Raw genomic sequence first — 24331 nt, 5'->3', positions numbered from 1 at the left:
TCCGAACAGCATTCCCAGCAAGTAGCTGACCGTTGCTGCGCCGTATTCGATGGCGGGCTGGCGCAGTGCCATTTCTGCATTTTCGGTAAGCCGCTGTCCGCCCCCGGCGCCGGAATTCATGGCCGGCTGACGGGGGACCACCCGGGTAGCCGCCCAGGGCCGCGAATAGTCCACCCGGGAAGGTAGTAGCGGGCCACTCCGGCTGCTGAGCCACACTGAAACCAGTCCTCAATGTGGCTTGGATCACAGTCTCAAGTCGAGGAATACGCCGCTGGTTTCACCGCACCTCAACATACAAAGGAGTATCAATGGAACGGCTCATTAACATCGACAACGGTGGGACGCTGACCGATATTTGTGTCTGGGACGGTGAGAATTTCTCGTTTACGAAGACCCTCACGACGCCCTTTGACCTCTCCCAGTGTCTCTTCGACGGCATGGCCAAAGCTTCCAAGGAGATCTTCGGCGAAGAGGATCTCCCCGGGCTTCTGCACTCCACCCGTCACATCCGGTATTCCACCACCCAGGGCACGAATGCCCTCGTCGAGCGCAAGGGTCCACGGATTGGCATCCTCACGGACAGCCCCACGCTGGCCGGCGAACTCCGCGACGGGGCGGCGGCAGCTGAGCTGTTTGAAGACCTCGTCGGCACGCGGGTGGCAGTCATCAACGCCGAACAGGACGTGGAGGAGCTCGCCCAGGAAATCGTCAAGCACGTCAACCGGCTGACGACCGACGGCGCCGCACGGCTTGTCATCGCCATGGGGGACCGCGACAAGGAGAAGGCCGTCAAAGGCGTTCTGCTCCGGAAGTTCCCCCGCCACCTGCTGGGCTCAGTTCCCATGTTGTTCTCCTGGGAATTCACGCCCGACATAGTCCGGGCCCGCCGGGTGTGGTCCGGAATCATCAACTCCTTCCTGCATCCGACCATGGAGCGGTTCCTGTACAGCACCGAGCACCGGCTGCGGGACCATAAGGTCAAGAACCCGCTCCTCATCTACCGCAATGACGGCGCCTCGTCACGGGTGGCCAAGTCCGTCGCGCTGAAGACGTACTCGTCCGGCCCCCGCGGCGGCCTGGAAGGGACCAAGGCCCTCTCGGCGGCCTACGGGCTCGCGCACGTACTCATGATCGACGTCGGCGGCACCACCACGGACGTCGGCTCGGTAAAGAACTCCACCATCTCGACGGACCGCCGGGGCACCATCCAGGGAGTGCCGGTCTCATTCGAAATGAGCAACGTCCACTCCAGCGGTGTGGGAGGCAGCTCCGTCATCGCCCTGCGCGACGGCGTCATCACCGTCGGCCCCGAGAGCGTCGGAGCTGCACCGGGTCCTGCTTGTTTTGGTTTTGGGGGCAAGCAGGCCACTATCACGGACGTAAATCTCCTGCTCGGCGTGCTCGATCCGGACACCTACCTCGACGGAGGTTTCAGCCTTGACGCGGAACGCTCCCGCGCCGTCATCACCGAGGTCATCGCAGAACCGTTGGGGATCACCCTCAACGACGCCCTCATCCGGATGGAGGCCGCCTACTTCCATCGCATGGCGCAGTCCTTCGCCGCCGACGTCGAGGACGCGGCGGCCACAACAGTTGCCGCGTTCGGAGGTGCCGGACCCATGAGCGCCTGCGGTGCCGCGCGGATCGCCGGCGTCCGCCGTGTCCTGGTACCCAAGATGGCCGCGGTCTTCTCAGCCTTCGGAATCGGCTTTTCTGACATTGCGCAGACTTACGAGGCCAATGTCGCCGGAATGGACGCGCAGGACTTCGGCGCCACCAAGTCGACGCTGCTGGCCCGGGCTACGCGGGACATGTTCCAGGAGGGACACGAAATTGACGAATGCCGGCTCGAATGGAACGTGGTGCTGGAAGACGCCGACGGCCAGCTGGTTTCCGAACTGCCGTACCTGGCTTCCGATCCGCAGCCCGGCACCAGCGAACACAACACCATGCTGACCCTGACTGCCCGGTACGAGCTGCCGCACGCATCGATCAGGCGGGCCGAATCGGTGGCGAAGACGCCCGCCGTCGCCGCTTCCACCCGCAAGGTCCGCTCCGCCGTGGACAAGGTGGACGAGGTGCAGGTCTTCGACCTGGACAGCCAAACCGCCGGGGCATCGGCGTCGGGCCCCGCAATCGTCGAAGGCCCCTACTTCACGGCCCGAGTGCCGCATGGCTGGGTCTTCGACGTGACGGTCTCCGGCGACCTCATGCTTACAGACACCCTCCAGAAGTGACCCCACACAACCAGCAAGAAAAACAGGTGAAACACGCTATGCGAATTCCAATGACGGAATATCTGATCATCGACCTCGATACCGAGCGGTGGAACTGCAGGGTATGCAACCAGGACCTCGGCGAGGCCCGCGGCAACTACAAGGAGGGGACGCTGGTCTACGACCGGGACCCCACGGAAATCCACCAGTCCATTCTGGACCCGGAGAAGTACGAATTCACGTTCGCTCCGGACCCCACCTTCTGCCGGATTCTCGAGTTCTACTGCCCGGGCTGCGGGACGCAGCTGGAAACGGAGTACGTACCGCCGGGACACCCGCCCACGGTGGACATGCTGTGGGACATCGACTCGCTCCGCGAAACATGGGCCAAGCGCGGTACCAAGCCTGAGGTCGTCATTAACTACGGACCCGGCGAAGAGGCAGTTGCCGATTTCGCCCCGGCCCTCGGCTCCCACAACACCCACAACCATTCCCCCCATTCGTTCAGCTAGTACTTGGAATAAAGGAGACCACTGGTCATGAAACGAATTTCCGTCGACATCGGCGGCACATTTACCGACTGCTTTTTTGCCTGGGAAGACCAGTACGTTGAAGCAAAGGCGCTCACAACGCACCACAACCTGGCCCAAGGATTCAACGAAGCGCTCGACCTCGCCTGCTCACGCGCCGGCCTGGACCGGGACCTCGTCCTGAAGGAAGTTGATTCCGTCCGTTATGCCACCACGCTCGGCACCAACGCCCTGATCGAAGGCAAAGGCCCGCGTGTGGGGGCACTGGTCACCCACGGCTTCGAGGACACCATCCCGCTGTCCCGCGGCCGTGGCTACGGCGAGGGCCTGGACCCTTCCAAGCAACAGAACATGCCCGATGCCACCCGCCCTGATCCGCTCGTGCCCCGTGCCCTGATCCGGTCGGTGAAGGAACGCATCAACTCGGCCGGCAAAGTGGTCGTTTCGCTCATGGAAGACGATGTCCGCACCCAGGTACGCGAACTCGTGGACGGCGGAGCGGAAGCGATCGTGGTCTCCCTGGTCAACTCGACCGAGAACCCGGTCCATGAGCAGCAGATCCTGGAGATCATCCTCGACGAGTACCCGGCCCACGAGCTTGGGGCCATCCCCGTCCTGCTGGGAAGCCAGGTGTCGGGCCGAAAAGGCGAGTACGTCCGGGCGACGTCGACGATCGTGGACGCGTTCCTGCACGAGATCATGTTCCACGCGCTGGGGCAGCTGTCCAACAACCTGCGCACGTCCGGGTACGACAAGCCCATGCTTGTTATCCACAACTCGGGCGGTATGGCCCAGTCCAACTCGACGGATGCCCTGCAGACCATCCACTCCGGCCCCATCGCCGGTGTGGGCGCCGCCCAGCACCTGGCCCACAGCACCGGTCTGGGAAACGTGATTTCGACTGACATGGGCGGCACGTCCTTCGACATCGGCCTGGTCCCGGAAGGCGGAGTCAAACACTACGACTTCCAGCCGACCATCGGCCGGTGGCTGGTCTCGGTTCCCATGATCCACCTGCTGACGCTGGGTGCGGGCGGCGGTTCGATCGCCAGTTATGACCGCATCCACCACGCAGTGCAGATCGGGCCGGAATCGGCGGGCTCGGATCCGGGCCCTGCATGCTACGACCGCGGCGGCCTCCGCCCGACGGTCACGGACGCCGACCTGGTCCTGGGGTACCTGGACCCGGACAACTACGCCAACGGCTACATCAAGCTGAACAAAAAGCGTTCCGTCTACGCAATCGATGAGGTTCTCGCTGATGACCTGAATATGGATACCATCCAGGTCGCCAAGATCATCAAGAATGCCGTCGACGAGCAGATGGCGATCGGCATGGCAAAGGAGCTGCGGGTCCGGGGATATCTCCCGGAAGACTTCACCATGCTGGCCTACGGCGGCAACGGACCCCTGCACGCCTGCGGCATCGCCGATCACGCCGGCATCCGCAGGATCCTCGCGCCGCCGTTTTCCTCGGTATTCTCGGCCTGCGGCGCCGGGAACATGAAACCGCTCCACATCCACGAGCGCGGCTCCCACGTTGTGCTGTACAACCCCACGGACCGCAGCCTCTACCAGAGCTACGACGAGCTGAACAATGTCATCCAGGAGCTCGAAGCCAAGGGCAAGGAAGACCTGGTCCGGCAGGGGTACGACGCTGCCGACATCCGCTACAGCCTCGAGATGGACATGCGCTACGGCAACCAGCTGGTGACCACCGCCGTCGTGTTCGACATCAACCGCGTGAGCGGTGTCGCCGACGTCCTGCACCTGATCCGGACGTTCTCGGATATCTACGGCAAGCGCTACGGTGCCGGCAGCCAGGCTCCCGAGGCTGGCATCCGGGCCCAGACCGTGAGGGTGTCGTCCTATGTGGACGGGGACGTGGTCAAGTTCGATTCGATCGACACCGGGCATGACAGGACCATGCCCACCCCGGTCGGCACGCGGCAGGTCCACTTCGTGAAGATCGACGGAGCCGTGGATACCCCGGTCTACGACGCCGAGGCCCTGCACCACCAGCACGTCATCCACGGCCCGGCCATCGTCACCACGGAAAACACCACATACCTGGTCGAACCGGCCTGGCGCCTGGAACCGACATCCCAGGGAGCCGTGTGGTTCCTCAAAGACTGACCCCGCACCTCGCGGATCCCATCCAGACCTTCCAGCTAATCCATTGAAGGAGCTCGACAGCAATGACGCTTACAGCAAATGAACCCAGCACGACCGGCCCAGCCGGAGATACCTCCCAGCCGCTGACCGCCCAGGAGCAGCAGTGGGTGGACCAGTTCATGGACGAAACCACCCTCTTCCTCGGCCCGGACCCGGCCATCATGCGAAGCCACCAGATCACGTCCCGGTCCGCCTATGAGGATGAGTGCATCTCCAAGGGTGTGGACCCGATCAAGGTGGACCGCATCCGCAAGCGCCTGGCCGGCGCCCTGGACGAGGGCTACGAAATGTGCGAGGCCATGGGTGCCGCTCCCGGCGCCAAATGGGGGGACCTGACGACGGCGATCTACACCGCGGAAGGGGACGTCACCTACCTGTCCTGCCACGGCGTGATCGCGTTCTCGGCGATCCTGCATCACCCGATCCGCTACATCATGAAGTACTGGAAGGACGAGCCGACGGTCGGGATCAACCCCGGCGACGGATTCATCCACAACGATGCCCGGTACGGAAACGTCCACAACACGGACCAGTCCATGATCATGCCGATCTTCCGCGAGGGAAAGATCATCGCCTGGGTCGCCGCGACCATCCACGAAGGCGAGAACGGGGCCTGCGAGCCCGGCGGAATGCCGTCAGGCTCCGAGACCCCGTTCGACGACGGACTCCGGATGTCCCCATTCAAGATTGTCGAGAAGGGCGAGCTGCGGCGGGACCTGCTGACGTTCCTGCAGCACTCGGTCCGCGATCCCAAGCTGCAACTGGCTGACCTGAAGGTCAAGATCGGTGCCGTCCAGCGCATCCAGGAACGCGTCGACAGCATCATCGACGAAGTGGGAGTGGAGACCTTCGTCGCCGCGCTGCGGGTCACCGTCGAAGACGTGGAGCAGGAAGTCAAGCGCCGCATCAGTGAACTCCCGGACGGGACCGTGTCCTTCAACCAGTTCATGGACTCCACGCTCAAGGAGAACATCCTGATCAAGTTCGCCTGCAAGGTGACGGTCAAGGGTGAGAAGATGACGGTGGACCTCAGGGGAACGGGCCCGGAAATCCTCAACCGGGCCATCAACTCCCCGTTGTGCTCGGTCAAGTCGATGATGATGCAGGCGATCCTGGCGTTCTGGTGGCCTGACCTGCCCCGCTGCACCTCGGCGATGTCGCCCATCGACATCATCTCGGATGAACACACCTGGGCCGACGCTGGTTACGATGCACCGATGGGGCAGTCGCTGCAGGCGTCGTTCCGGGGATTCTCAGCCCTGCAGACCGCCTTTGCCAAGATGCAGTTCTCCAACCCGGAGAAGTTCTCCAATGTCCTGGCCCCGTGGTTCAACCAGATCAACACCTTCCTGTGGGGAGGCCTGACCCAGCATGGGGACCAGGTGGGTAACCTGTGTGCCGACCTCAATGGCATGGGCGGCGGCGCCAAGGCATTCCGCGACGGTGAAGACGCCGTCTCGCCGCTGTTCTGCGCCATGGCCGACACGGCGGAACAGGAAGTCATGGAAGAGGAAGTTCCTTTCATGCAGCTGGTCAGCAAGCGGATCGTCCGCGACAACCAGGGCTTCGGCAAGAACAGCGGCGGCATGGGCTACGAGATGATCGTTGCCGCCGAGGGAACGCCGATGTGGGGCTTCATGACCGTTACCTCGGGGTCCAAGTTCTCGTCCGTCACGGGAATGTTCGGCGGCTACGGCTGCAGCACGACCCCGCTGGCCATGGTCAAGGGCATCAACATCTACGACATCATCCGCAAGGACTCCAGCAAATTCGATTTGTCCATGGAACGGATCATGAACGAGCAGCCCTACGAGGGCGGTAAATACACCACTGCCCATATGGGGCTGCAGTTCGACGTCGCCAAGGATGGCGAGATGTACATGATCGCGCAGGGCTCCGGCGGCGGGTACGGCGATGTTCTGGAACGTGATCCGGAAGCCGTGGCCAAGGATCTGGAACTCGGCCGTATTTCGCCGAAGGTCGCCACCAGCATCTACGGCGTCGTCTGGGACCCGGAAACCTTCGTGGTGGACCAGGAGGCAACCACCCAGTTGCGCCATGACTCGCGGCAGGCCCGGATCGCCCGCGGCAAGCCGTACAAGGAGTTCCTCGAGGGCTACGTAAAGACCGAGCCCCCGAAGGATCTGCTCTACTACGGGTCCTGGGGCGACGACACGGAGGAGCTCACCGCCACCCACTTCACCAACAACGGGCCGGAACGGGTCAAAGCGACCATCGACAAGCTGCCGCTGATCATGCTCCCGGACCGCAGGGAAGTCAAGATCAGTGCACTGGAGGACCGGATCCGCGAGCTCGAACTCAAGCACGGGGAAGTCGTCCACCGCAAGTCCTAGCCCGATACGGCACGTCCCGGCCCGGGACGCAGCAACACAAGAAGCCTTCAGCGCCGCATCCTCCGACTTCAGGACGGTGCGGCGCTGAAGGCCGCTATCCGCCAAAGTTTGGAGAAAGACGTCATGACCACTTCCACTGCCACCACACTCGCCAACGTTGTTGCCTCCCCTCCGTCGGGCCGGCCGAAAGCTGTGGTGTTCGACCACCACGAGTACGCAGCGTCCGTGATTCTTCGCGGCCGCCCCGTCCCCTGGGACAACGCCACCGCATACGCGGCTTTCTTCGCCCAGGCACAGGGGCTCCTCCGGCCGGACGTGGCGCTCCTGGACCTGAACCGGCTGTACGGTCATTTGACCACCGGCAACACCGGGCTCGAGACCGCCATGGCGGCCAGATCCCGGACGGGTTTCGCGCTGAGGACTTTGCTGGGCGACGACGACCTCAACCGGGCGGTGCTGGACTTCGTTACCGTGTTCACCAAGACAGCCCGCCAGCCTGTGGTGCTGCGCTTCCCGTCGCCGATGGCGTGGCTCATCGCAACACACCACTTCTCGGGCGCCGACAACACGGACGGCCTCGACGCCGACAACGCCGAGAACGCCTCCATGTATGTCAGTGACTGGCTGCGGGCCTTCGCGGGACTCCCCATCGCCGGCCTCCTGTTGGACAACCGGACCCCTGCCGGCGCCTCCCGCGGCGTGCACGTTCCCCTGGAGGCCTACACGCCGATTGCCAATCTGGCCGGCAACTACCGTTGGACACTGGGACAGCTCGACGACGACCGGGCCCGCCTGCAGGGGGACGCCGCAGCGGGCGCCTATATCCCTGCAGAGTTCTGGCTGGAACCGGACGTGGCACTGCCTGCCGGGGACTTCTACCTGGGCGAGATTCCCAGCGCCGCTTCGCCGGAAGGCGTACTGGCAAGGCTGGAAACCCTGGGGTAGCCGCCGCTGGTCACTTCGACGGGAGCAGGTGCCGCCGTCGGGCCTCAATAACACAAGCCCTTCGGTCGCTGACGCCGAGAGTGTTGAACAGGCTTTTGAGATACCACTTGACGGTGTCGATGCCCAGATGCAGCTCCTGGGCGATTTCGCGGTTGGACCGTTCCTTTTCGACAAGACGCAGGATCATCTGTTCGCGTGGCGACAAGCCCGGTTCCGGAACGGACAAAGTGGCCGGGCGGGTGGCGGGGGTGGCCGGCTCCGCAGGCCACCCGGCATCGCGGTTGGTCCTGGCCTGGGAGTCCAGCCGGATCAGGATACTGAGGAACCGCGGCAGCTCGTGGCTTACCCCCTCCGGGGCGGGTTCGCGCCGCAGCCTGGCCGAGACGGCGCGCACCAGCTCCAGGCAGCTCGCGCCGCCGTCGAGCACGGGCCGGACCAGGCCCAGCCGCGAACACGTCTCCAGGGCCGGCCAGAGCGTCGTTTCGGCTTCCGCACGGTTTCCCGCCTGTTCGAGCGCGCCCGCCAGCAGGATCCGGGCATTAAGTTCTGCCCTCGGACCCAAATAGGCTGCTGCCCGCGACAGCAAGTGGCGGGCGGCTTGCACCGTGTCCAGGCTGCCGGGGGAGTCCGTGCCCCCGTGCCCCGCGTCAGCCATGGCGGACCGCAGCTGCGTGGCCAGCTGGATCTGGTACCTGGTTTCGGCCAGGCCATCCAGCCGTGGGCCGGTGCTGTCCGCCGCTTTCAGGGCACCTGCCGCGCCCGGTACGTCACCGTGGGGTGGCCCGTCGATGGTCCTGGGGCTGATGCCCAACTGCACGCGCTCGAAGTTCATGACCAGTTTGAGCCGGTCCAGGCCCAGGCTGTCGGCCACCAGATCGCCTTCGTCGAGTATTTCCCGGGCCCGCGGGGTGTCCCCCCGGAGTGCCTTGATTCTTGCGAGCGTGGCGTACGTGGACACCATGAAGTCCACCACCCCGCCTTCGGAACCCAGCTCGCGGGTTTCTTCCAGCAATTTCTCCGCTTTGTCGAGTTCGCCGCGTTCATAGAGGAGCTGGCCCATCATCGCCCCCGCGAGCCGCGCCGCATGAGAGTATCGCCCTGCCTTGCGCCGGCCGAGTTCCACGGCCGCGGTGAAGTGCTGGTCCACGCGGTCCAGATCGAGCAGGGCGTAGGCGGCAAGTCCCGCAAAACACTGTCCGTACACACCACTGAAGGGGCCAGAAGTGAGGCCGTGGAACTTTGCGGCCCACCGCTGTTGTTCCAGGGCGGGAAGGTAGTCGCCGTCGTGGATCTTCTTGAACGTGGAGACGTTCGCTGCCACGGAGACGATCCAGGGCCGGAGCAGGTCCGCCTGGGCGAAGCACTTCCCGTCCAGTTCATCCACGTGGTTCACTCTGTCGCTGTACATGTCGATGCAGCTCTGCACAACGAGCCCTTCGACGCCGAGTTCAAAGCGGTCGTGTTCGGTGAGGGTCGCATCCGCGGGCATCACGGCTTCGGCCAGGTCCAGGGCACTTTGCGCCGCTGCCGATTGGTGCAGCAGCGTATGGGCCCAGGCGACGGCTGTCTGGAGCCGCGCCTGCCCGGCCACGTGGCCGGCCGGGATCTTGCCGACGAGAGCCAGCAGGGTCGACATGCTGGAGTGTTCCACCAGCCACATGGCGCGGGACTCGACGATCTCCACCGCGAGCTCGACGTCCCCGGCGGCGAGGGCGTGGTCAACCGCGTCGCTGGGGAATCCGTTGTCCGAATACCAGCGGGCGGCGATCAGGTGCAGTTCCTTGGTCCGGCCCGGGTAGTCGCGCTCCAGGCGGCGGCGCAGGTAGTCCTCAAAGAGGTGGTGATAGCGGTACCACGTGCCGTCCTCGTCAAGCGGCTGCAGGAACAGATCCTGTGCTTGGATTTTCTCCAGCATGGCCTGGCCCAGCTCCACCCCCGAGAGGGCGGAGGCCAGCCCCGCGCACAACCGTTCCGGAACCGAGGTCATCAGGAGGAAATTCAGCGTTTCGGGGTCGAGGGTGTCGAGGACGTTTTCGGCCAAATATTCGCCGATGGACGCGTGCCTGCCCGAGAGCCGTTCGATCAGTTCTGAGGCCTCACGGTGGTCCCGGAGGGACAGGGACACCAGTTGGAGCGCAGCGATCCAGCCCTCAGTCGTCCGGTGGAGGCTGGCCACGTCCCCCGCATCCAGATCCAGCCGGTTGATGCCGACCAGGAAGTCCTCGGATTCCTCCGCGTCGAACCTCAGCGCGACGGCATCCACTTCGAGTAGCTGGTCCCGCACCATAAGCCGGCCCAGTGGCAGGCCCGAGCGGGTGCGGCTGGTGATGATGAAGGACAGATGGGAGCCGCCGGCATCCAACAGCCGTTCCACGACCGCCATGGTCCTGGGCTCCGTGACCAGGTGCCAGTCGTCCAAGGTTATGACGATGTCCTGGCCGCCCTCGTCGATGGCGTTGATGAGGGCGGGAACCACGTATTGCTCAGCGTCATCGGGCCGCTCTTCGAGCAACTGCTGGAGTTCCTCATCGAGTCCGGGCCGGGCTTTCCGGATTGCCTGAAGGAGGTGGGAGAGGAACCAGATGGTGTTGTTGTCGTCCCGGTCCAAGGACAACCAGACGGTCACGAGGCCCTGGGACGCCAGGTTTTCCATCCATTGCGCGGCAAGGGTCGACTTGCCAAAACCGGCCGGGGCGTGGATCAATGCAAGCCGCCGTTTCCGGTCCGCGTGGAGCATGTCGGTCAGCCGCGTGCGGCGAACCCACTGGCCAACAGGCTCGGGCGCGCGGAACTTGCTTGACGCGCTGGGTGGTCCTGTCGGCATCGCCACCTCCTTGTGGTCCGGCGGCCGCCGGGAATGCATTCGGCCCTCTAAAATCCTATGGGAACAGCGGGGACAAAGACAGCGCAGGTCCGCCCGGGGCCTGTATTCAGTCTGGTCAGCGGACCGGGTGGCCCGCAACCACCCTGCCGGGTAGTTTCGGTCACGCGTGGTCGACTACCCGGGTGGTCGGGCGCAGGACGGGGCTACTCGGCGGAGGGCCGCTGCCGCTGCCGTTTCGTTGCTGACCGCTGTTCCTTGGCGGCGAGGCGCCGACGGTTCGAACCCCGGGTGGGTTTGGTAGCCCGGCGGGGCGCAGCCTCGGGGGCAAGACCCACTGCCACGAGGTCGGCGAGCTTGGCCAGGGCGATCTCGCGGTTGCGCAGCTGGGAGCGCCGCTCGGAGGCGGTCACGGTGACCACCCCGGCGATGAGGCGTCGTCCGAGACGCGAGAGCAGCATCAGCCGCTGGTCGTCTGAAAGCACCGCAGAGTCTGCGATGTTCCATGAAAGCTCCACGCGGCTGTCCGAGGTGTTGACGTGTTGACCGCCTGGCCCGGACGAACGTGAGAACCTCCAGCCCAGTTCCGATGCGGGAATCGTCAGCGCGGGCGACACCTCCAGATCCATGCAACCAGCGTCGCACAGTATGGGCGCGATCAAGGCACCCCGTCCCCGCGCAGGCTCAAAACCGCAGCAGCCAGGCCGACGGACGGCTGCACATACCCAGCCAGCCCGGGGTAGAAGTCGTCGTGGGGGCCGCGTCGTTACACCAGCGGCCACGGGTACCGCATGCCGGTGCGGTCAACCGGCAGCATCCCGCTGAGCAGCAGGCGCTGCACCCGGCGCTGCAGGGCGGTGACTTCCGCGTCGTCGAGGAGCCCGGCCACTTCGGGCGGCACGGCCTCTGCGAGCGGGGTGATGTCCTCGAGCAGGGCAGCGGGGATGGGTGCACCGGCGAAGTCCCAGATCACGGTGCGGAGTTTGAAGCCGGCCGAGAAGCACAGCCCGTGATCGATGCCCCACACGAGCCCGTCGTGGCCGCGCAGCACATGTCCGCTCTTGCGGTCAGTGTTGTTGGCGATGCAATCGAACAGGGCGATCTGCAGCAGGACGCGGTGGGTCGCGGGTGAGTCCGCGTACAGGGTGAAGTAGTGCTCACTGACGTCGCAGTCGACGAACCACTGGAGCGACCCAATCCCGAGGGGGGCGTCCGCGCGGATCACCGTGGGCGGCACTATGCCCCACCCCAGGTGCTCGCTCAGCAGATACGCGGCACGTTCCCGCCGGTAGAGCCCTGGCTCGAAATCCAAGAGCGGCCGTTCCCCGGACTCCGGTTTGTAGACTGCGTACGCCGAATCGTCTCCGCACGAGACCAGGACGAGGAACGCCGCGTTGCTGCCGCGCGGGATGCGCCCCAGCAGTTCCACGCCGCCCTCGCCGAGCAGTGTCAGCTCCCGTCCGGACACCGGCTGTCCCTTTTCACGGCGCCCTCAGACCGCTCAATGGCTCTAGGGTGGAATTAACCGTCAGCACGGCGGGCGCCTGACCTTCCACATACGAGATGACCGAGACCGAACCCGGGTTGATGATGATCCGCTGGAAGTGGTCCAGATGCGTGCCGAGGGCGTGGGCTACGGCGGCCTTGATCGGGTCGGCGTGGGAGAAGCACACAACGACGCCCCCGTTGTGTGCCGTGCGCAGCGCCTCGAGCGCTCCGACGATCCGGGCTTGCATCTCCGCGAAGCTCTCCCCGTTCGGGAAGCGGAAGCCCGACGGGCTGTGCTGTACGGTCTGCCACTCGGGCAAGCCTGCCAGCCCGGCAAGCTCGGCGCCGGTCCATTCGCCGAAGTCGCACTCGATCAGGCCGGCATCCTCGTTCACCCCGAGCCCGGTGGAGGCCGCCGTGGGTTCGGCAGTCTCGAGGGTGCGTTCCAGCGGCGAGGAGTAGACGCCATCGATGCGAAGGCCTGCGAGCCGTTCCGCGACGCGTGCCGCCTGGCCCTGGCCCCGCTCGGACAGGTGCAGTCCCGGGGCGCGTCCGGGCAGCACCTTTCCCGTGGTGGGCGTCTCCCCGTGGCGCACCAGGAGGAGGAGCGTGCCCTCAGGTGTTGAATGTGGTGTCGGGGGTCCCGACGGCGGTGTTGCACTCATCAGCACCCAGCGTAAGCCGTTCCGGGTGCCCGCGCGCTGGAATTTTGGGAAATTCCCTCGATTCGCCCCAGGTTGGAGGCTACCTTAGAGAGGTGAGTGATCGCCCCGATATCTTCACCGTTGGTGAATTGCGTGCAGCCGGGCATGTCCACAAGGACCTGCGCCACGAGATCCGCAGCAACCTGCTTGCCGCGCTCGCCGTCGGCCGTGATCCGTGGCCCGGGATGTACGGCTTCAGCCGCACCGTCATTCCCCAGCTTGAGCGTGCCTTGATCGCGGGGCACGACGTCGTCCTGCTCGGCGAGCGGGGGCAGGGCAAGACACGGCTCCTCCGCACCCTGGTCGGGCTGCTTGACGAGTGGTCGCCGGTGATCGAGGGATCGGAACTGAACGAGCACCCCTACGAACCCATCACGGAGCACTCCCGCGCCCGTGCACTGACCGAAGGCGACCGGCTGCGCGTGGCGTGGCGCCACCGCTCGGAACGGTACGTCGAGAAGCTCGCCACACCGGACACCTCCGTTGCCGACCTCATCGGCGACGTCGATCCGATGCGGGTGGCTGAGGGACGCCGGCTCGGGGACCCGGAAACCATCCACTACGGCCTGGTCCCGCGTTCCAACCGCGGCATCATCGCCATCAATGAACTGCCCGACCTCGCCGAACGGATCCAGGTCGCGATGCTCAACGTGATGGAGGAGCGCGATATCCAGATCCGCGGCTACGTGCTGCGGCTGCCGCTGGACGTGCTTGTTGTCGCGTCTGCCAACCCGGAGGACTACACCAACCGGGGCCGGATCATCACGCCCCTGAAGGACCGCTTCGGCGCCGAGATCCGCACCCACTACCCGATCGAGCTTGAGGATGAGGTGGCCGTCATCCGGCAGGAGGGGCGGCTGGTGGCCGATGTCCCGCACGTCATCCTGGAGATCCTGGCCCGCTACACCCGCGCGCTGCGGCAGTCCCCGGCCATCAACCAGACCTCCGGAGTTTCGGCGCGGTTCGCCATCGCGGGCGCCGAAACAGTCGCCGCGGCGGCGTTGCGACGGGCCAGTGTGCGGGGGGAGGACGAGGCAGTGGCACGGATTGTCGACCTGGAGGCGGCCGTCGAAGTCCTCACCGGCAAAATTGAGTTCGAATCCGGAGAGGAAGGGCGGGAACAGGACATCCTGGACCACCTCCTGCGCATGGCCACCGCGGAAGCCGTCCGGGCGCACTTCCACGGCATCGATATGGGTGCACTCGTGGCGGCGCTCGACGGGCACAGGACCGTGACCACCGGCGACCAGATCACCGCGCGGGAGTTCCTCGAAGATCTTCCGGCACTTGACGGCTCCGGGCTTTACGACGAAATCAGCGGGCGCCTGGGCGCCAGGAACGACGGCCAGCGCGCCGCCGCAATCGAACTTGCACTGGAGGGTCTCTTCCTCGCCCGGCGGATCGCCAAGGAGTCCGACGACGAGGAAACCATCTACGGCTAGCAGTCGGGCCCAGGCTTGAAGCAGGGACAGGGAGGCAGCATCATGGGCGTTCACAAGCGGTCCTCCAGGTACGGCCGGTACACGGGAGGACCGGATCCCCTCGCCCCGCCGGTGGACCTGGCCGAGGCGCTCGACGCGATCGCCGAGGATGTCATGGCGGGCTACTCGCCCCGGCGCGCCCTGCAGGAGTTCCTGCGCCGCGGCGGCCGCAACCGGGAAGGGCTCGACGACCTCGCCGGCCGCGTTCAACAGCGCCGGAACGAACTGCTGGGCCGCCACCGGCTGGACGGCACCCTCACCGAGGTCCAGAAGCTGCTCGACACCGCGGTGCTGGAGGAGCGCAAGCAGCTCGCCCGGGACGCCATGATGGACAACACCGACCGGGCGTTCCGGGCGATGCAGCTGCAGAACCTGCCCCGGTCCACCGCAGCCGCGGTCAACGAACTGGCCTCCTACGACTGGCAGTCGAGCACCGCCCGCGAAGCCTTCGACCGGATCAAGGATCTGCTGGGCCGCGAGGTCCTTGACCAGCGGTTCGCCGGCATGAAGGAAGCACTCGAGAGCGCCACGGATGAGGACCGCGAAGCCGTGAACGGGATGCTGCGCGACCTCAACGAGCTGCTGGACAAGCACCGGCGCGGCGAAGACACCGACGCGGACTTTCAGGAGTTCATGTCGCAGCACGGCCAGTTCTTTCCGGAAAACCCGCAGTCAGTCGAGGAGCTGGTCGACGCCCTCGCCCAGCGCGCGGCGGCGGCCCAGCGGCTCCTGCAATCCATGTCCCCCGAGCAGCGGGATGAGCTGATGCGCCTGTCGGCCCAGGCCTTCGGATCGCCCGAACTCATGGCCCAGCTCGATCAGCTCGACTCGAGCCTGCGCGCCCTCCGCCCCGGGGAGGACTGGACCGGCTCCGAACGCTTCGAGGGTCAGGAAGGTCTGGGGCTGGGCGACGGCACCGGCGTGCTCCAGGACATCGCCGAACTCGACGAGCTGGCCGAACAGCTGTCCCAGTCCCATAATGGATCGAGCCTCGACGATCTGGACCTGGACGCCCTTGCCCGCCAGCTTGGGCAGAATGCCGCCGTGACGGGACGTACGCTAGCGGAGATCGAACGGGCGATGCAGGACGGCGGCTACCTGCGCCGCGGGGCCGACGGCACCCTCAAGCTGTCGCCGCAGGCGATGCGGCGGCTCGGCAGGTCACTGCTGCGGGACACCGCGAAGCAGTTGTCCGGCCGGCAGGGGCGCCGCGACACCCGGGCCGCCGGAGCGGCCGGCGAGCAGACCGGCTCCAGCCGCCAGTGGGAGTTCGGGGATGCCGAACCATGGGACGTCACACGCACCATCACCAACGCGATCCGCCGCACGATTGCCGACGGCGGTGATCCGGGCCGCGGATTGCGCCTGGGGGTAGCCGACATTGAGGTGACGGAGACGGAGGCGCGCACCCAGGCCGCCGTCGCCCTGCTCGTCGACGTGTCGTTCTCGATGGCCGCCGAGGGGCGGTGGGTGCCGATGAAACGCACCGCACTCGCCCTGCACCACCTCGTCTCAACCCGGTTCCGCGGGGACCGGCTGCAGCTGATCACGTTCGGCCGGTACGCGCAGTCCATGGACATCGGCGAGCTCACCGCCCTGCACGCTTTGCGGGAGCAGGGAACCAACCTGCATCACGGTCTGCTGCTGGCCGGTCGTTTCTTCCGCCAGCACCCGTCGATGCAGCCCGTCCTCCTCGTGGTGACCGACGGGGAACCCACCGCGCACCTGCTGGCCGACGGCGAGTCGTGGTTTTCGTGGCCGCCTGACCCGGAGACCATCCGCGTGACGGTCGCCGAGCTGGACCGCCTCGGGCGTGCCGGCACGCAGGCCACGTTCTTCCGGCTCGGCGACGACCCGGGCCTGGAACGGTTCGTCCAGACGATGGCCCGCCGGATCGACGGCCGGGTCGTGGCGCCTGACGTTGGAGACCTCGGGGCTGCCGTGGTGGGGGAGTACCTCCGCGCCCACTTCCGAGGACGCCCCTACGACGAGGCCGACTGGGTTTCGTAGCGCCTGCCGGTGTGAGCCGTTCCGCGGATCAGGCCGTCGGGGCCGGGTCGGTGCTGCTGCGAATGACCATCCGCGGGGTCAGCACCACGGTGCGCTGCGGCAGGGAGGGGTCCGCCATGCGTTCAAGGAGCAGCCCGGCGACGCGGACGCCGACGTCCCGGCTCACGGGATCCACGCCGGTCAGTGAAAGGCGCCGGATGCCGGCCAGGTAGGTGTTGTCATATCCGATGAGGGTGAGCTGCGAAGGGACGCCAATGCCGTGGTCGTCGGCAGCCGAGAGAGCGCCAACCGCAAGCCGATAGCTTATGCCTGCCAGAGTTCACGGCACCACGGTTGGTGCGTGGAGCGGGCGGCCCATGGCTGAGGGCCGGCGCCCCGCCCCGGGCGCCGGCCCTCAAACAGTCGTGCGGCAGTGCTGAATCGTCAGCCGTTGATTACCTGCGGCACCCCGAGGGCTTTGAGGCCTTCGACGCCGAACTCGAGGCCGTAGCCGGACTGCTTGGCCCCGCCGAAGGGAACGCGCGGGTCAACGGCCCCGTGTTTGTTGATCCACACCGTTCCGGCCTCGATCCGGGCCGCCACGTCACGGGCACGGACCGGGTCTGAGGACCAGACCGAGGCGCCCAGGCCGACGTCAAGGGCGTTGGCCATGGCCACGGCCTCATCGACGGTGCTGTAGCGGATGATCGGCAGGGCTGGCCCGAACTGCTCCTCGGCGACGAGGGGGTTGTCGTTGTCAATGTCGGCCACAAGCGTGGTGGGGTAGAAGAAGCCCGGCTGGTCCGCATCCGGGTTGCCGCCCAGCAGGATCCTGGCTCCGGAGGCACGGGCCGCATCCACGAGCCGGGCCACGACGTCGAGCTGCTGCTTGTTCTGCAGCGGGCCCAGGACGTTCGCCTCGTCGAGGCCGACGCCCATCGGCATTGCGGCAGCGACTGCGGCGAGTTCCGTGCAGACCGCATCGTAGATGCCGTCGTGGACATACAGCCGCTTGAGCGCCGCGCAGGTCTGGCCGGTGTTGATGAAGGCACCCCAGAACAGGCCTTCTGCGATCGCCTTGGGATCGGCGTCGGGAAGGACAATGCCGGCGTCGTTGCCGCCGAGTTCCAGGGTGAGGCGTTTGACGGTGCCGGCGGAGGACTTGATGATCGCCTTGCCGGTGGTGGTGGAACCGGTGAACATGATCTTTCCGACTGCGGGGTGCTCGGCCAGCCGCGCCCCGACCTCGCGGCCGCCGGACACGACGGACAAAATGCCCTCCGGCAGTTCCTCGTTCAGGACGCTGACCAGCGCCAGGACGCTGAGCGGGGTGTATTCGGAGGGCTTCACGACGACGGCGTTGCCCATCCGCAGGGCGGGCGCAATTTGCCAGACGCTGATCATCATGGGCCAGTTCCATGGCCCGATCGCGCCGACGACGCCGATCGGGCGGTAGTTGACGACGGCGTGGGTCTCGCCGTCGTCCACCACGGTTTCCGGCTCCAGCCCGGTGGTGGCCGTGGCACGGAGCCAGGCCGAGCAAGCGCCCACTTCGAAGCGGGCGTTGGGGCCGTTCAGCGGCTTGCCCTGCTCGCGGGAAAGGAGCCGGGCAAGTTCCTCGGCGGAGCGTTCGACGGCGTCGGCGGCCCTGAGCAGGGCAGCGCTGCGGGCGTCATGGCCCAGCGCGGCCCAGGCCGGCTGCGCGGCGGCGGCGGCGGTGATGGCGCGCTCCAGATCCGCCACGTCATGAACCGGTGCTTCCCCCACGGGCTCGCCCGTGGCCGGGTCGAGAATCGTGCGGGTCAGACCGGACGACGGCGTGATTGCGGCGAGAAGGGCATCGTAGGTTTCCATCGGTACTCCACTTCGAGTAGTTAAGGCGCAGCTGGTGATCCGTCCGGGCCCTGCGGCCAGAAGCCGCTGCTTCAAGGGTCCTCCGGCGGGAGCTCCGCGGCTTGTCTCTCCGGGAACGACTCTTGACGACCAGCGAACGATGGCGGCAAGGTTCAAAGGGGAAACAAGGTTCAAAGGGGAAACCAAGGTTCAACGGGAAGACCAGGATCGGTGCGGAAAAGGCGTCGCTGCGCTCAGCTACAACAACCGGTCACTGATCGACAAAAGCCGGACAGGGGGCGGCTGCCATGCTGGTTTGCACGGTGCCAGACACCACAGACCCAGCACTCATGACCGTTAAGAAGGATCCAATGAGTATTTCAAATTCCGAGTCCCGGACCGCAGAAAAAACTCCCCGGCACGAGCACTCCACTGCCCTGCGCGCCGGCAGCGTCGGTGTCATGGGCATTTTGTTCTTTGTCCTTTCCGCCCAGGCGCCGCTCACCGGAATCGTCGGGGCCTCCCCGCTGGCCGCAGCGCTCGGCAATGGCCCTGGAGCGCCCGGCGCCTATCTGGTGGTTGGCATTGTCATCGTGATCTTCGCGGTGGGATTCGTCGCCATGAGCCGGAAGATCCAGGCCAACGGCGCGTTCTACGCGTACGTCACGGCGGCGTTCGGGCGGAAGATCGGCGCCGGCGCCGCCTGGCTGGCGCTGCTGGCCTACAGCACCGTGCAGGCCGCCATGTACGGCCTGTACGGCGCGGCCTTTTCCGGCCTCCTCGACAGTGCCGGCATCAGCGTCCCCTGGTGGGTGCTGGCGGTGGTCACCATGGCGGGCGTGCAGGTCCTGGGCTCACTGAACATCGAACTCGGTGCCCGGGTCCTTGCGCTTCTCGTGGGCCTGGAGGTCGCAATCCTGCTGATGTTCGGGTTGACGGTGCTGTTCCGGGGCGGGGGACCGGAAGGGCTCAGCATTGCCGCGTCCTTCTCACCCGAGGCGATCGCCAGCGGCGCCCCCGGCGTGGCCATCATGTTCGCGGTGGCCTCCATGTTCGGATTCGAATCCACTGCCATCTACTCGGCTGAGGCCAAGGACGCGCAGCGGACCGTGGCCCGGGCCACCTATCTGTCCGTGGGCGTCATCTCAGTTTTCTTCTCCTTCATCTCCTGGATGCTGGTCAGCTATTACGGCCCTTCGCAGGTCGTCGGCGCTGCCGGGGCCGCCCTGGAATCCGGTGACTCCACGGCATTCGTACTCACGCCCATGGTGGAGCTGTTCGGGCCGTGGGCGGGGGTCACCACCGGCATCCTGCTCGTGACGTCCCTCCTGGCCGGCATCATCGCCTTCCACAACGGCATCAACCGCTACCTGCATTCGCTGGCGCTCCGCGGTTCCCTGCCCGCCGTCGTCGCGCGGACCAACTCACACCGCGCCCCGGCGGTGGCCGCCCGGATCCAGACGGGCATCGCCCTGCTGCTGGTGTCACCCTTCGCGCTGCTGGCGATGGACCCGGTCTTGACGCTGTTCTCCTGGTTCAGCGGGCTGGCTGTCGCGGCACTGCTGGTGCTGTACATGCTGTCCTCCCTGGCCGTCGTCGTATATTTCCGGCGCGAACGGGTCGCCGGGCAGCACTGGCAGACGCTCGTGGCGCCCGTGCTGGCCACCGTCCTCCTTGCCTGGGTGCTCTACCTCGTGGTCAGCAACTTCACATCCCTCATCGGGGGCAGCGCGGAAACCGCCGTGGCGCTCCTGGTGGCCGTCCCCGCGGTGTTTGTGGCCGGCCTGCTGGTGGAGGTCCGGGTCCTCAGCCGGGGCGGAAGCCGGGCCGCCGTGGCGGAGTTCGCAGCGTAGGCCGCCACTGCGCAGGGCGCCACGCGCAGAGCCCGACGACGTCGGAAGAGTGCGGTTCCGGGCTATCCGGTACCGCACCCTCCCGTCGTTGCAGCGGTCTTTGCAGGGGAAATCTCAGGCGCCGCGGCGCCAGTCGGTGGGGGACTGGCCGAAGGCATCCCGGAAGGTGCGGCTGAAATGCGCCGCATCCAGGAATCCCCAGCGGGCCGCCACGGTGCCCACGGAGGCCCCCGCATGCAGCGGATCCCTCAGGTCCCGCCGGGTTCGTTCCAGCCGCTGGCTCCGGATCCAGCCGGCAACGGTGGCCCCTGATTCGTGAAAGACGTTGTGCAGATGGCGGGTGGAGATGAAATGGGCCGCGGCAATTGTGGCGGGGGAGAGCGCAGGGTCGGAGAGGTTCGCCTCGATGTATTCGCGGACGGAGGTGGCCAGGAGCGCCTGCGGCTTCATCGTGTCCGGAGTCATGGACAGCTCCGCGTGCAGCATCGTGGAGACGAGGTCGAGCGCGTTGGTGGTCAGCCGGGAACCGCTGGGGCCGTTCAGGACGTCCAGGTTTTCCGCGAGCCTGGAAATGAACGGCCCGACGATGCTGGTCAGGCCGCCGCCGGCGGCCATCCGCACTGCCGAGAGCTGCCCCACGCATTCCGGCGGCAGGGACAGGGCATCGTAGGGAAACATCACCACCATCATCCGGGCCTGCTCTTCGAACGCCAGGGTGTAGGGCCGGTCGGTGTCATAGATCGCAAGGTCCCCCGGGCGCAGCACGGCTTCGCGGTTGTCCTGGATGAGCAGTCCCGTGCCCTCGAGCTGCAGATTGAGTTTGAAGTAGCGCTGGCCGGAGTGCGCAATCAGGGCGGGCGTGCGGTGGACCTCGTGGCTGGATGCTGTGACCTCGACGATGCACACGCGGTCCAGCAGCCTGGACCGCATGCGGCCGCTGAACGCGTCCGGATCGCCCGTCTGCGCCATGAGGGGAACAAAAGACTCCGCGACCAGATGCCTCCAGTGGTCAAAGGAGGTTGCCACGCTGGTGCGGACGTCCTGGGAGGTGCCGTGGGTTGTAGCTGGGGCCATTGGAGATCCTGACGCCGTCATAATCCTGGGGGTGTGTCATGGGACACAGTCATTTCAGGTTAGCGCCGGGAACGGCAGCTGTCATCTTTTTTCGACAGTCGGCGAAAAAAGATCAGCCGGCCGGGCGAAGCAGGCCGAGAAAACCCTCCAGCTGCGCCAGGAGGGCCGTATTGAGCAGCGGCCCGGGGGCGGGGCTCTCGGCCACGGGCTGCTCCGGCGTCGGAGCCTGGGGTGCAAGGGCGGCGGTAATCTGTGCGCCCAGCAGCATGTTCAGCAGCTGGCCGGCGAGGGCGTCATCCGGAACCGGGGTGGTGACGTCGCCGTCCTTCCGGGCCTGGCCGAGGTACCCGAGGACCAGGTGGAGCCACTGGTCCATCGAGGCGCGGTGGATTGCGGCTTTCTCCTCGTCATTGACCGCCTTCTGCCAGAAAGGGATTACGATCCGCGCCTCATTGACGCGTTCCTCGTCCAGCGGGAGTACCTCGCGGCAAAAGTCCCGCAATGCCGGCAGCCCTGATTTTCCGGTGGTGACCGTGGCCACCCGCGCGTTTGTCCTGTTGAAGACGTGGCTGAAGGCAAAGGCCAGCAGAGTGTCCTTGGTGGGGAAGTATGGCTTGAGGGCTCCATTGGCGAACCCTGCCTCAATGGCGATTTCGCGCATCGTGGCGCCTTCGATGCCCAGCCGGGCAATGATCCGCCACGTCGCATCGACGAGTTCCAGGCGGCGCTCATCATGATCAACAATCTTTGGCACGGAACTGCTCCCCGGAAATATTTCGTGGTCGACTCTTGTGCCACATCTTACGGATCGGTATTCTCTACACCTATAGAAAATAAAAATCCGACCCGCAAAGGTCCCGGACAGAAGGCCGCCATGATGCCCTCAATTACCGACACCGCCGCGCCGTACCGTCTGGCGACCGGCGCCGAAATCGCCGAGGTCCGGAGCGTTCTGCTCGCCGCCGGCCTTTTTGGGCCGGGGAAGCGCATTGCCTACCTGGGCCTGCTGGATCCGGCCCGCGACGCCCCCAGGGACCGTGAAGACCGCCGTTTCCGGGTGTTCATTCACGACGTCGACGGCGGCCGCCCGGCGGACGTCACGGTCTCCGTGACAACACAGGCGGTGGTTTCCGCCGTCGAACTGGACACCGCGGTTGCGGGCGAACTTCCGGTCCTGGAGGAAGAGTTCGCGGTGGTTGAGGAACTGCTGGCCTCGGACGCGCGCTGGCTCAAGGCGCTGGCCGACCGGGGCCTGGACGTCGGCAAGGTCAGGGTCGCCCCGCTGTCTGCCGGTGTCTTCGAATACCCCGAGGAAAGGGGCCGCCGGATCCTGCGCGGGTTGGCGTTCGTGCAGGATTTCCCCGAGGACAGCGCCTGGGCGCACCCTGTGGACGGACTCGTGGCCTATGTCGACGTCGTCAGCAAGGAAGTCACGCAGGTGCTGGACACCGGCGCGGTGCCGGTTCCCGCGGAGCACGGCAACTACACCGATCCTGAGCTCACCGGGCCGCTGCGGACCACGCAGAAACCCATCAGCATCACCCAGCCCGAGGGTCCCAGCTTCACCGTGACCGACGGGAACCACGTGGAATGGGAAAAGTGGAGCGTCGACGTCGGCTTCGACGTCCGGGAAGGCGTCGTACTGCACAACATCGCCTTCCAGGACGGCGGCCGGCTGCGCCCGATCATCAACCGTGCCTCCATCGCAGAGATGGTGGTGCCCTATGGTGACCCGTCGCCGATCCGCTCCTGGCAGAATTACTTCGATACCGGCGAGTACCTGGTGGGCCAGTACGCCAACTCCCTGGAACTCGGATGCGACTGCCTGGGGGAGATCACCTACCTCAGCCCCGTCATCAGTGATGCCTTCGGGAATCCCCGCGAGATCCGCAACGGCATTTGCATGCACGAGGAGGACTGGGGCATCCTGGCCAAGCACAGCGACCTCTGGTCCGGCATTACGTACACCCGGCGCAACCGCCGCCTGGTGATCTCGTTCTTCACCACCATCGGGAACTACGACTACGGCTTCTACTGGTACCTCTACCTCGACGGCACCATCGAGTTCGAGGCCAAGGCCACTGGCGTCGTCTTCACCAGTGCCTATCCCGAAGGTGGCTCGGACAACATATCCCAGCTGGCGCCGGGGCTGGGCGCCCCGTTCCACCAGCATCTCTTCAGCGCCCGGCTGGACATGGCCATCGACGGCTTCACCAACCGGGTCGAAGAAGAGGATGTGGTCCGGCAGGTGATGGGCGAAGGCAACGAACGCGGCAATGCCTTCTCCCGGAAGCGTACCGTCCTCACCCGCGAATCGGACGGCGTGCGCGAGGCCGACGCCCGCAGCGGACGGACCTGGGTCATCTCGAACCCTGAGTCACGGAACCGGCTGGGCGAGGCTGTGGGCTACAAACTCCACGCCCAGGGCCAGCCCACCTTGCTGGCGGATCCGGAATCCTCCATTGCCCGCCGGGCCGCGTTCGCCACCAAGGACCTTTGGGTGACCCGCTTTGCCGACGACGAACGGTACCCGACCGGCGATTTCGTGAACCAGCATGCCGGGGGAGCGGGACTGCCGGCCTACATCGCACAGGACCGGGACATCGACGGCCAGGACATCGTTCTCTGGCACACTTTCGGGCTGACCCATTTCCCCCGGACCGAGGACTGGCCCATCATGCCGGTGGACACCGTGGGGTTCAAGCTTCGTCCGGACGGCTTCTTTGACCGCAGCCCAGTCCTGGACGTCCCCGCCTCCGCCCAGGCGGCCGGCGGCCACTGCCATGCGTAGCAGCTAAGGCATGGCGCGGATCCGGGGGGGGGGGGGGGGGGGGGGGGGGGGGGGGGGGGGGGGGGGGGGGGGGGGGG

Annotated in this window: 17 protein-coding genes; 9 read left to right on the top strand and 8 right to left on the bottom strand. The window is 66.1% G+C overall.

Annotated elements, in window-relative coordinates; genetic code table 11:
• Positions 1–308 precede the first annotated feature (308 nt).
• The 5 genes from QCD75_RS16875 to QCD75_RS16855 all read left to right on the top strand — a co-directional run bounded on the left by QCD75_RS16875 (position 309) and on the right by QCD75_RS16855 (position 8220).
• The gene (locus tag QCD75_RS16875; protein ID WP_301230491.1) at positions 309–2237 is read left to right on the top strand and encodes a hydantoinase/oxoprolinase family protein; all 1929 of its coding nucleotides are present in this window, start codon (positions 309–311) and stop codon (positions 2235–2237) included.
• 38 nt (positions 2238–2275) lie between these two features.
• Positions 2276–2728, top strand: coding sequence for an acetone carboxylase subunit gamma (locus QCD75_RS16870; RefSeq protein ID WP_301230489.1), 453 nt, complete (start codon positions 2276–2278; stop codon positions 2726–2728).
• A gap of 27 nt (positions 2729–2755) precedes the next feature.
• Positions 2756–4882, top strand: coding sequence for a hydantoinase/oxoprolinase family protein (locus tag QCD75_RS16865; protein ID WP_301230487.1), 2127 nt, complete (start codon positions 2756–2758; stop codon positions 4880–4882).
• A gap of 62 nt (positions 4883–4944) precedes the next feature.
• Positions 4945–7275, top strand: coding sequence for a hydantoinase B/oxoprolinase family protein (locus QCD75_RS16860; RefSeq protein ID WP_301230485.1), 2331 nt, complete (start codon positions 4945–4947; stop codon positions 7273–7275).
• 123 nt (positions 7276–7398) lie between these two features.
• A complete protein-coding gene (locus QCD75_RS16855; protein WP_301230483.1) occupies positions 7399–8220 on the top strand; it encodes a hypothetical protein in 822 nt (273 codons plus the stop codon).
• Positions 8221–8230: 10 nt separating this feature from the next.
• Here QCD75_RS16855 and QCD75_RS16850 read toward each other — a convergent pair whose 3' ends face one another.
• The 4 genes from QCD75_RS16850 to QCD75_RS16835 form a co-directional block, all read right to left on the bottom strand.
• The gene (locus tag QCD75_RS16850; RefSeq protein ID WP_301230481.1) at positions 8231–11044 is read right to left on the bottom strand and encodes a LuxR C-terminal-related transcriptional regulator; all 2814 of its coding nucleotides are present in this window, start codon (positions 11042–11044) and stop codon (positions 8231–8233) included.
• A gap of 203 nt (positions 11045–11247) precedes the next feature.
• On the bottom strand, positions 11248–11670 hold the full coding sequence (arfB, locus tag QCD75_RS16845; RefSeq protein ID WP_301230479.1) for an alternative ribosome rescue aminoacyl-tRNA hydrolase ArfB: 423 nt from the start codon (positions 11668–11670) through the stop codon (positions 11248–11250).
• 137 nt (positions 11671–11807) lie between these two features.
• Positions 11808–12509 carry an SCO1664 family protein gene (locus tag QCD75_RS16840; RefSeq protein WP_301230477.1) on the bottom strand — a complete coding sequence of 234 codons (702 nt, stop codon included), beginning with the start codon at positions 12507–12509 and terminating at the stop codon, positions 11808–11810.
• Positions 12510–12522: 13 nt separating this feature from the next.
• On the bottom strand, positions 12523–13194 hold the full coding sequence (locus QCD75_RS16835) for an MSMEG_4193 family putative phosphomutase (protein WP_301230475.1): 672 nt from the start codon (positions 13192–13194) through the stop codon (positions 12523–12525).
• A 92-nt stretch (positions 13195–13286) separates the two neighbouring features.
• On the opposite strand from QCD75_RS16835, the gene QCD75_RS16830 reads away from it, so the two are divergent.
• The gene (locus tag QCD75_RS16830; RefSeq protein ID WP_301230473.1) at positions 13287–14675 is read left to right on the top strand and encodes a sigma 54-interacting transcriptional regulator; all 1389 of its coding nucleotides are present in this window, start codon (positions 13287–13289) and stop codon (positions 14673–14675) included.
• Between the two features lie 42 nt (positions 14676–14717).
• Positions 14718–16724, top strand: coding sequence for a vWA domain-containing protein (locus QCD75_RS16825; protein ID WP_301230471.1), 2007 nt, complete (start codon positions 14718–14720; stop codon positions 16722–16724).
• A 28-nt stretch (positions 16725–16752) separates the two neighbouring features.
• On the opposite strand, the gene QCD75_RS16820 is transcribed toward QCD75_RS16825, so the two are convergent.
• The gene (locus tag QCD75_RS16820) at positions 16753–17031 is read right to left on the bottom strand and encodes a substrate-binding domain-containing protein (protein ID WP_301230533.1); all 279 of its coding nucleotides are present in this window, start codon (positions 17029–17031) and stop codon (positions 16753–16755) included.
• Between the two features lie 116 nt (positions 17032–17147).
• Positions 17148–18557, bottom strand: coding sequence for an aldehyde dehydrogenase family protein (locus QCD75_RS16815; RefSeq protein ID WP_301230469.1), 1410 nt, complete (start codon positions 18555–18557; stop codon positions 17148–17150).
• A gap of 350 nt (positions 18558–18907) precedes the next feature.
• Between QCD75_RS16815 and QCD75_RS16810 the strand changes: the two genes are divergently transcribed.
• Complete coding sequence (locus QCD75_RS16810; protein WP_301230467.1) at positions 18908–20389, top strand: APC family permease; 1482 nt, start codon at positions 18908–18910, stop codon at positions 20387–20389.
• A gap of 114 nt (positions 20390–20503) precedes the next feature.
• Here QCD75_RS16810 and QCD75_RS16805 read toward each other — a convergent pair whose 3' ends face one another.
• Positions 20504–21463 carry a helix-turn-helix domain-containing protein gene (locus QCD75_RS16805; RefSeq protein ID WP_301230465.1) on the bottom strand — a complete coding sequence of 320 codons (960 nt, stop codon included), beginning with the start codon at positions 21461–21463 and terminating at the stop codon, positions 20504–20506.
• Positions 21464–21575: 112 nt separating this feature from the next.
• The gene (locus tag QCD75_RS16800) at positions 21576–22217 is read right to left on the bottom strand and encodes a TetR/AcrR family transcriptional regulator (protein WP_301230463.1); all 642 of its coding nucleotides are present in this window, start codon (positions 22215–22217) and stop codon (positions 21576–21578) included.
• Positions 22218–22337: 120 nt separating this feature from the next.
• Between QCD75_RS16800 and QCD75_RS16795 the strand changes: the two genes are divergently transcribed.
• Complete coding sequence (locus QCD75_RS16795) at positions 22338–24254, top strand: primary-amine oxidase (protein WP_301230461.1); 1917 nt, start codon at positions 22338–22340, stop codon at positions 24252–24254.
• Positions 24255–24331: the final 77 nt, after the last annotated feature.

The sequence above is a fragment of the Arthrobacter sp. PsM3 genome, assembly GCF_030433895.1.
Classification (GTDB): domain Bacteria; phylum Actinomycetota; class Actinomycetes; order Actinomycetales; family Micrococcaceae; genus Arthrobacter.
Note: the sequence above shows the minus strand (reverse complement) of the source record. Positions and strands in the feature narration are given on the sequence as shown.

Excerpts from the sequence above, each read along its gene's own strand:
- QCD75_RS16875 (WP_301230491.1), top strand. The coding sequence starts at position 309 with ATGGAACGGCTCATTAACATCGACAACGGTGGGACGCTGACCGATATT.
- QCD75_RS16870 (WP_301230489.1), top strand. The coding sequence starts at position 2,276 with ATGCGAATTCCAATGACGGAATATCTGATCATCGACCTCGATACCGAG.
- QCD75_RS16865 (WP_301230487.1), top strand. The coding sequence starts at position 2,756 with ATGAAACGAATTTCCGTCGACATCGGCGGCACATTTACCGACTGCTTT.
- QCD75_RS16860 (WP_301230485.1), top strand. The coding sequence starts at position 4,945 with ATGACGCTTACAGCAAATGAACCCAGCACGACCGGCCCAGCCGGAGAT.
- QCD75_RS16855 (WP_301230483.1), top strand. The coding sequence starts at position 7,399 with ATGACCACTTCCACTGCCACCACACTCGCCAACGTTGTTGCCTCCCCT.
- QCD75_RS16850 (WP_301230481.1), bottom strand. The coding sequence starts at position 11,044 with ATGCCGACAGGACCACCCAGCGCGTCAAGCAAGTTCCGCGCGCCCGAG.
- arfB (WP_301230479.1), bottom strand. The coding sequence starts at position 11,670 with ATGGATCTGGAGGTGTCGCCCGCGCTGACGATTCCCGCATCGGAACTG.
- QCD75_RS16835 (WP_301230475.1), bottom strand. The coding sequence starts at position 13,194 with ATGAGTGCAACACCGCCGTCGGGACCCCCGACACCACATTCAACACCT.
- QCD75_RS16825 (WP_301230471.1), top strand. The coding sequence starts at position 14,718 with ATGGGCGTTCACAAGCGGTCCTCCAGGTACGGCCGGTACACGGGAGGA.
- QCD75_RS16815 (WP_301230469.1), bottom strand. The coding sequence starts at position 18,557 with ATGGAAACCTACGATGCCCTTCTCGCCGCAATCACGCCGTCGTCCGGT.
- QCD75_RS16810 (WP_301230467.1), top strand. The coding sequence starts at position 18,908 with ATGAGTATTTCAAATTCCGAGTCCCGGACCGCAGAAAAAACTCCCCGG.
- QCD75_RS16805 (WP_301230465.1), bottom strand. The coding sequence starts at position 21,463 with ATGGCCCCAGCTACAACCCACGGCACCTCCCAGGACGTCCGCACCAGC.
- QCD75_RS16795 (WP_301230461.1), top strand. The coding sequence starts at position 22,338 with ATGATGCCCTCAATTACCGACACCGCCGCGCCGTACCGTCTGGCGACC.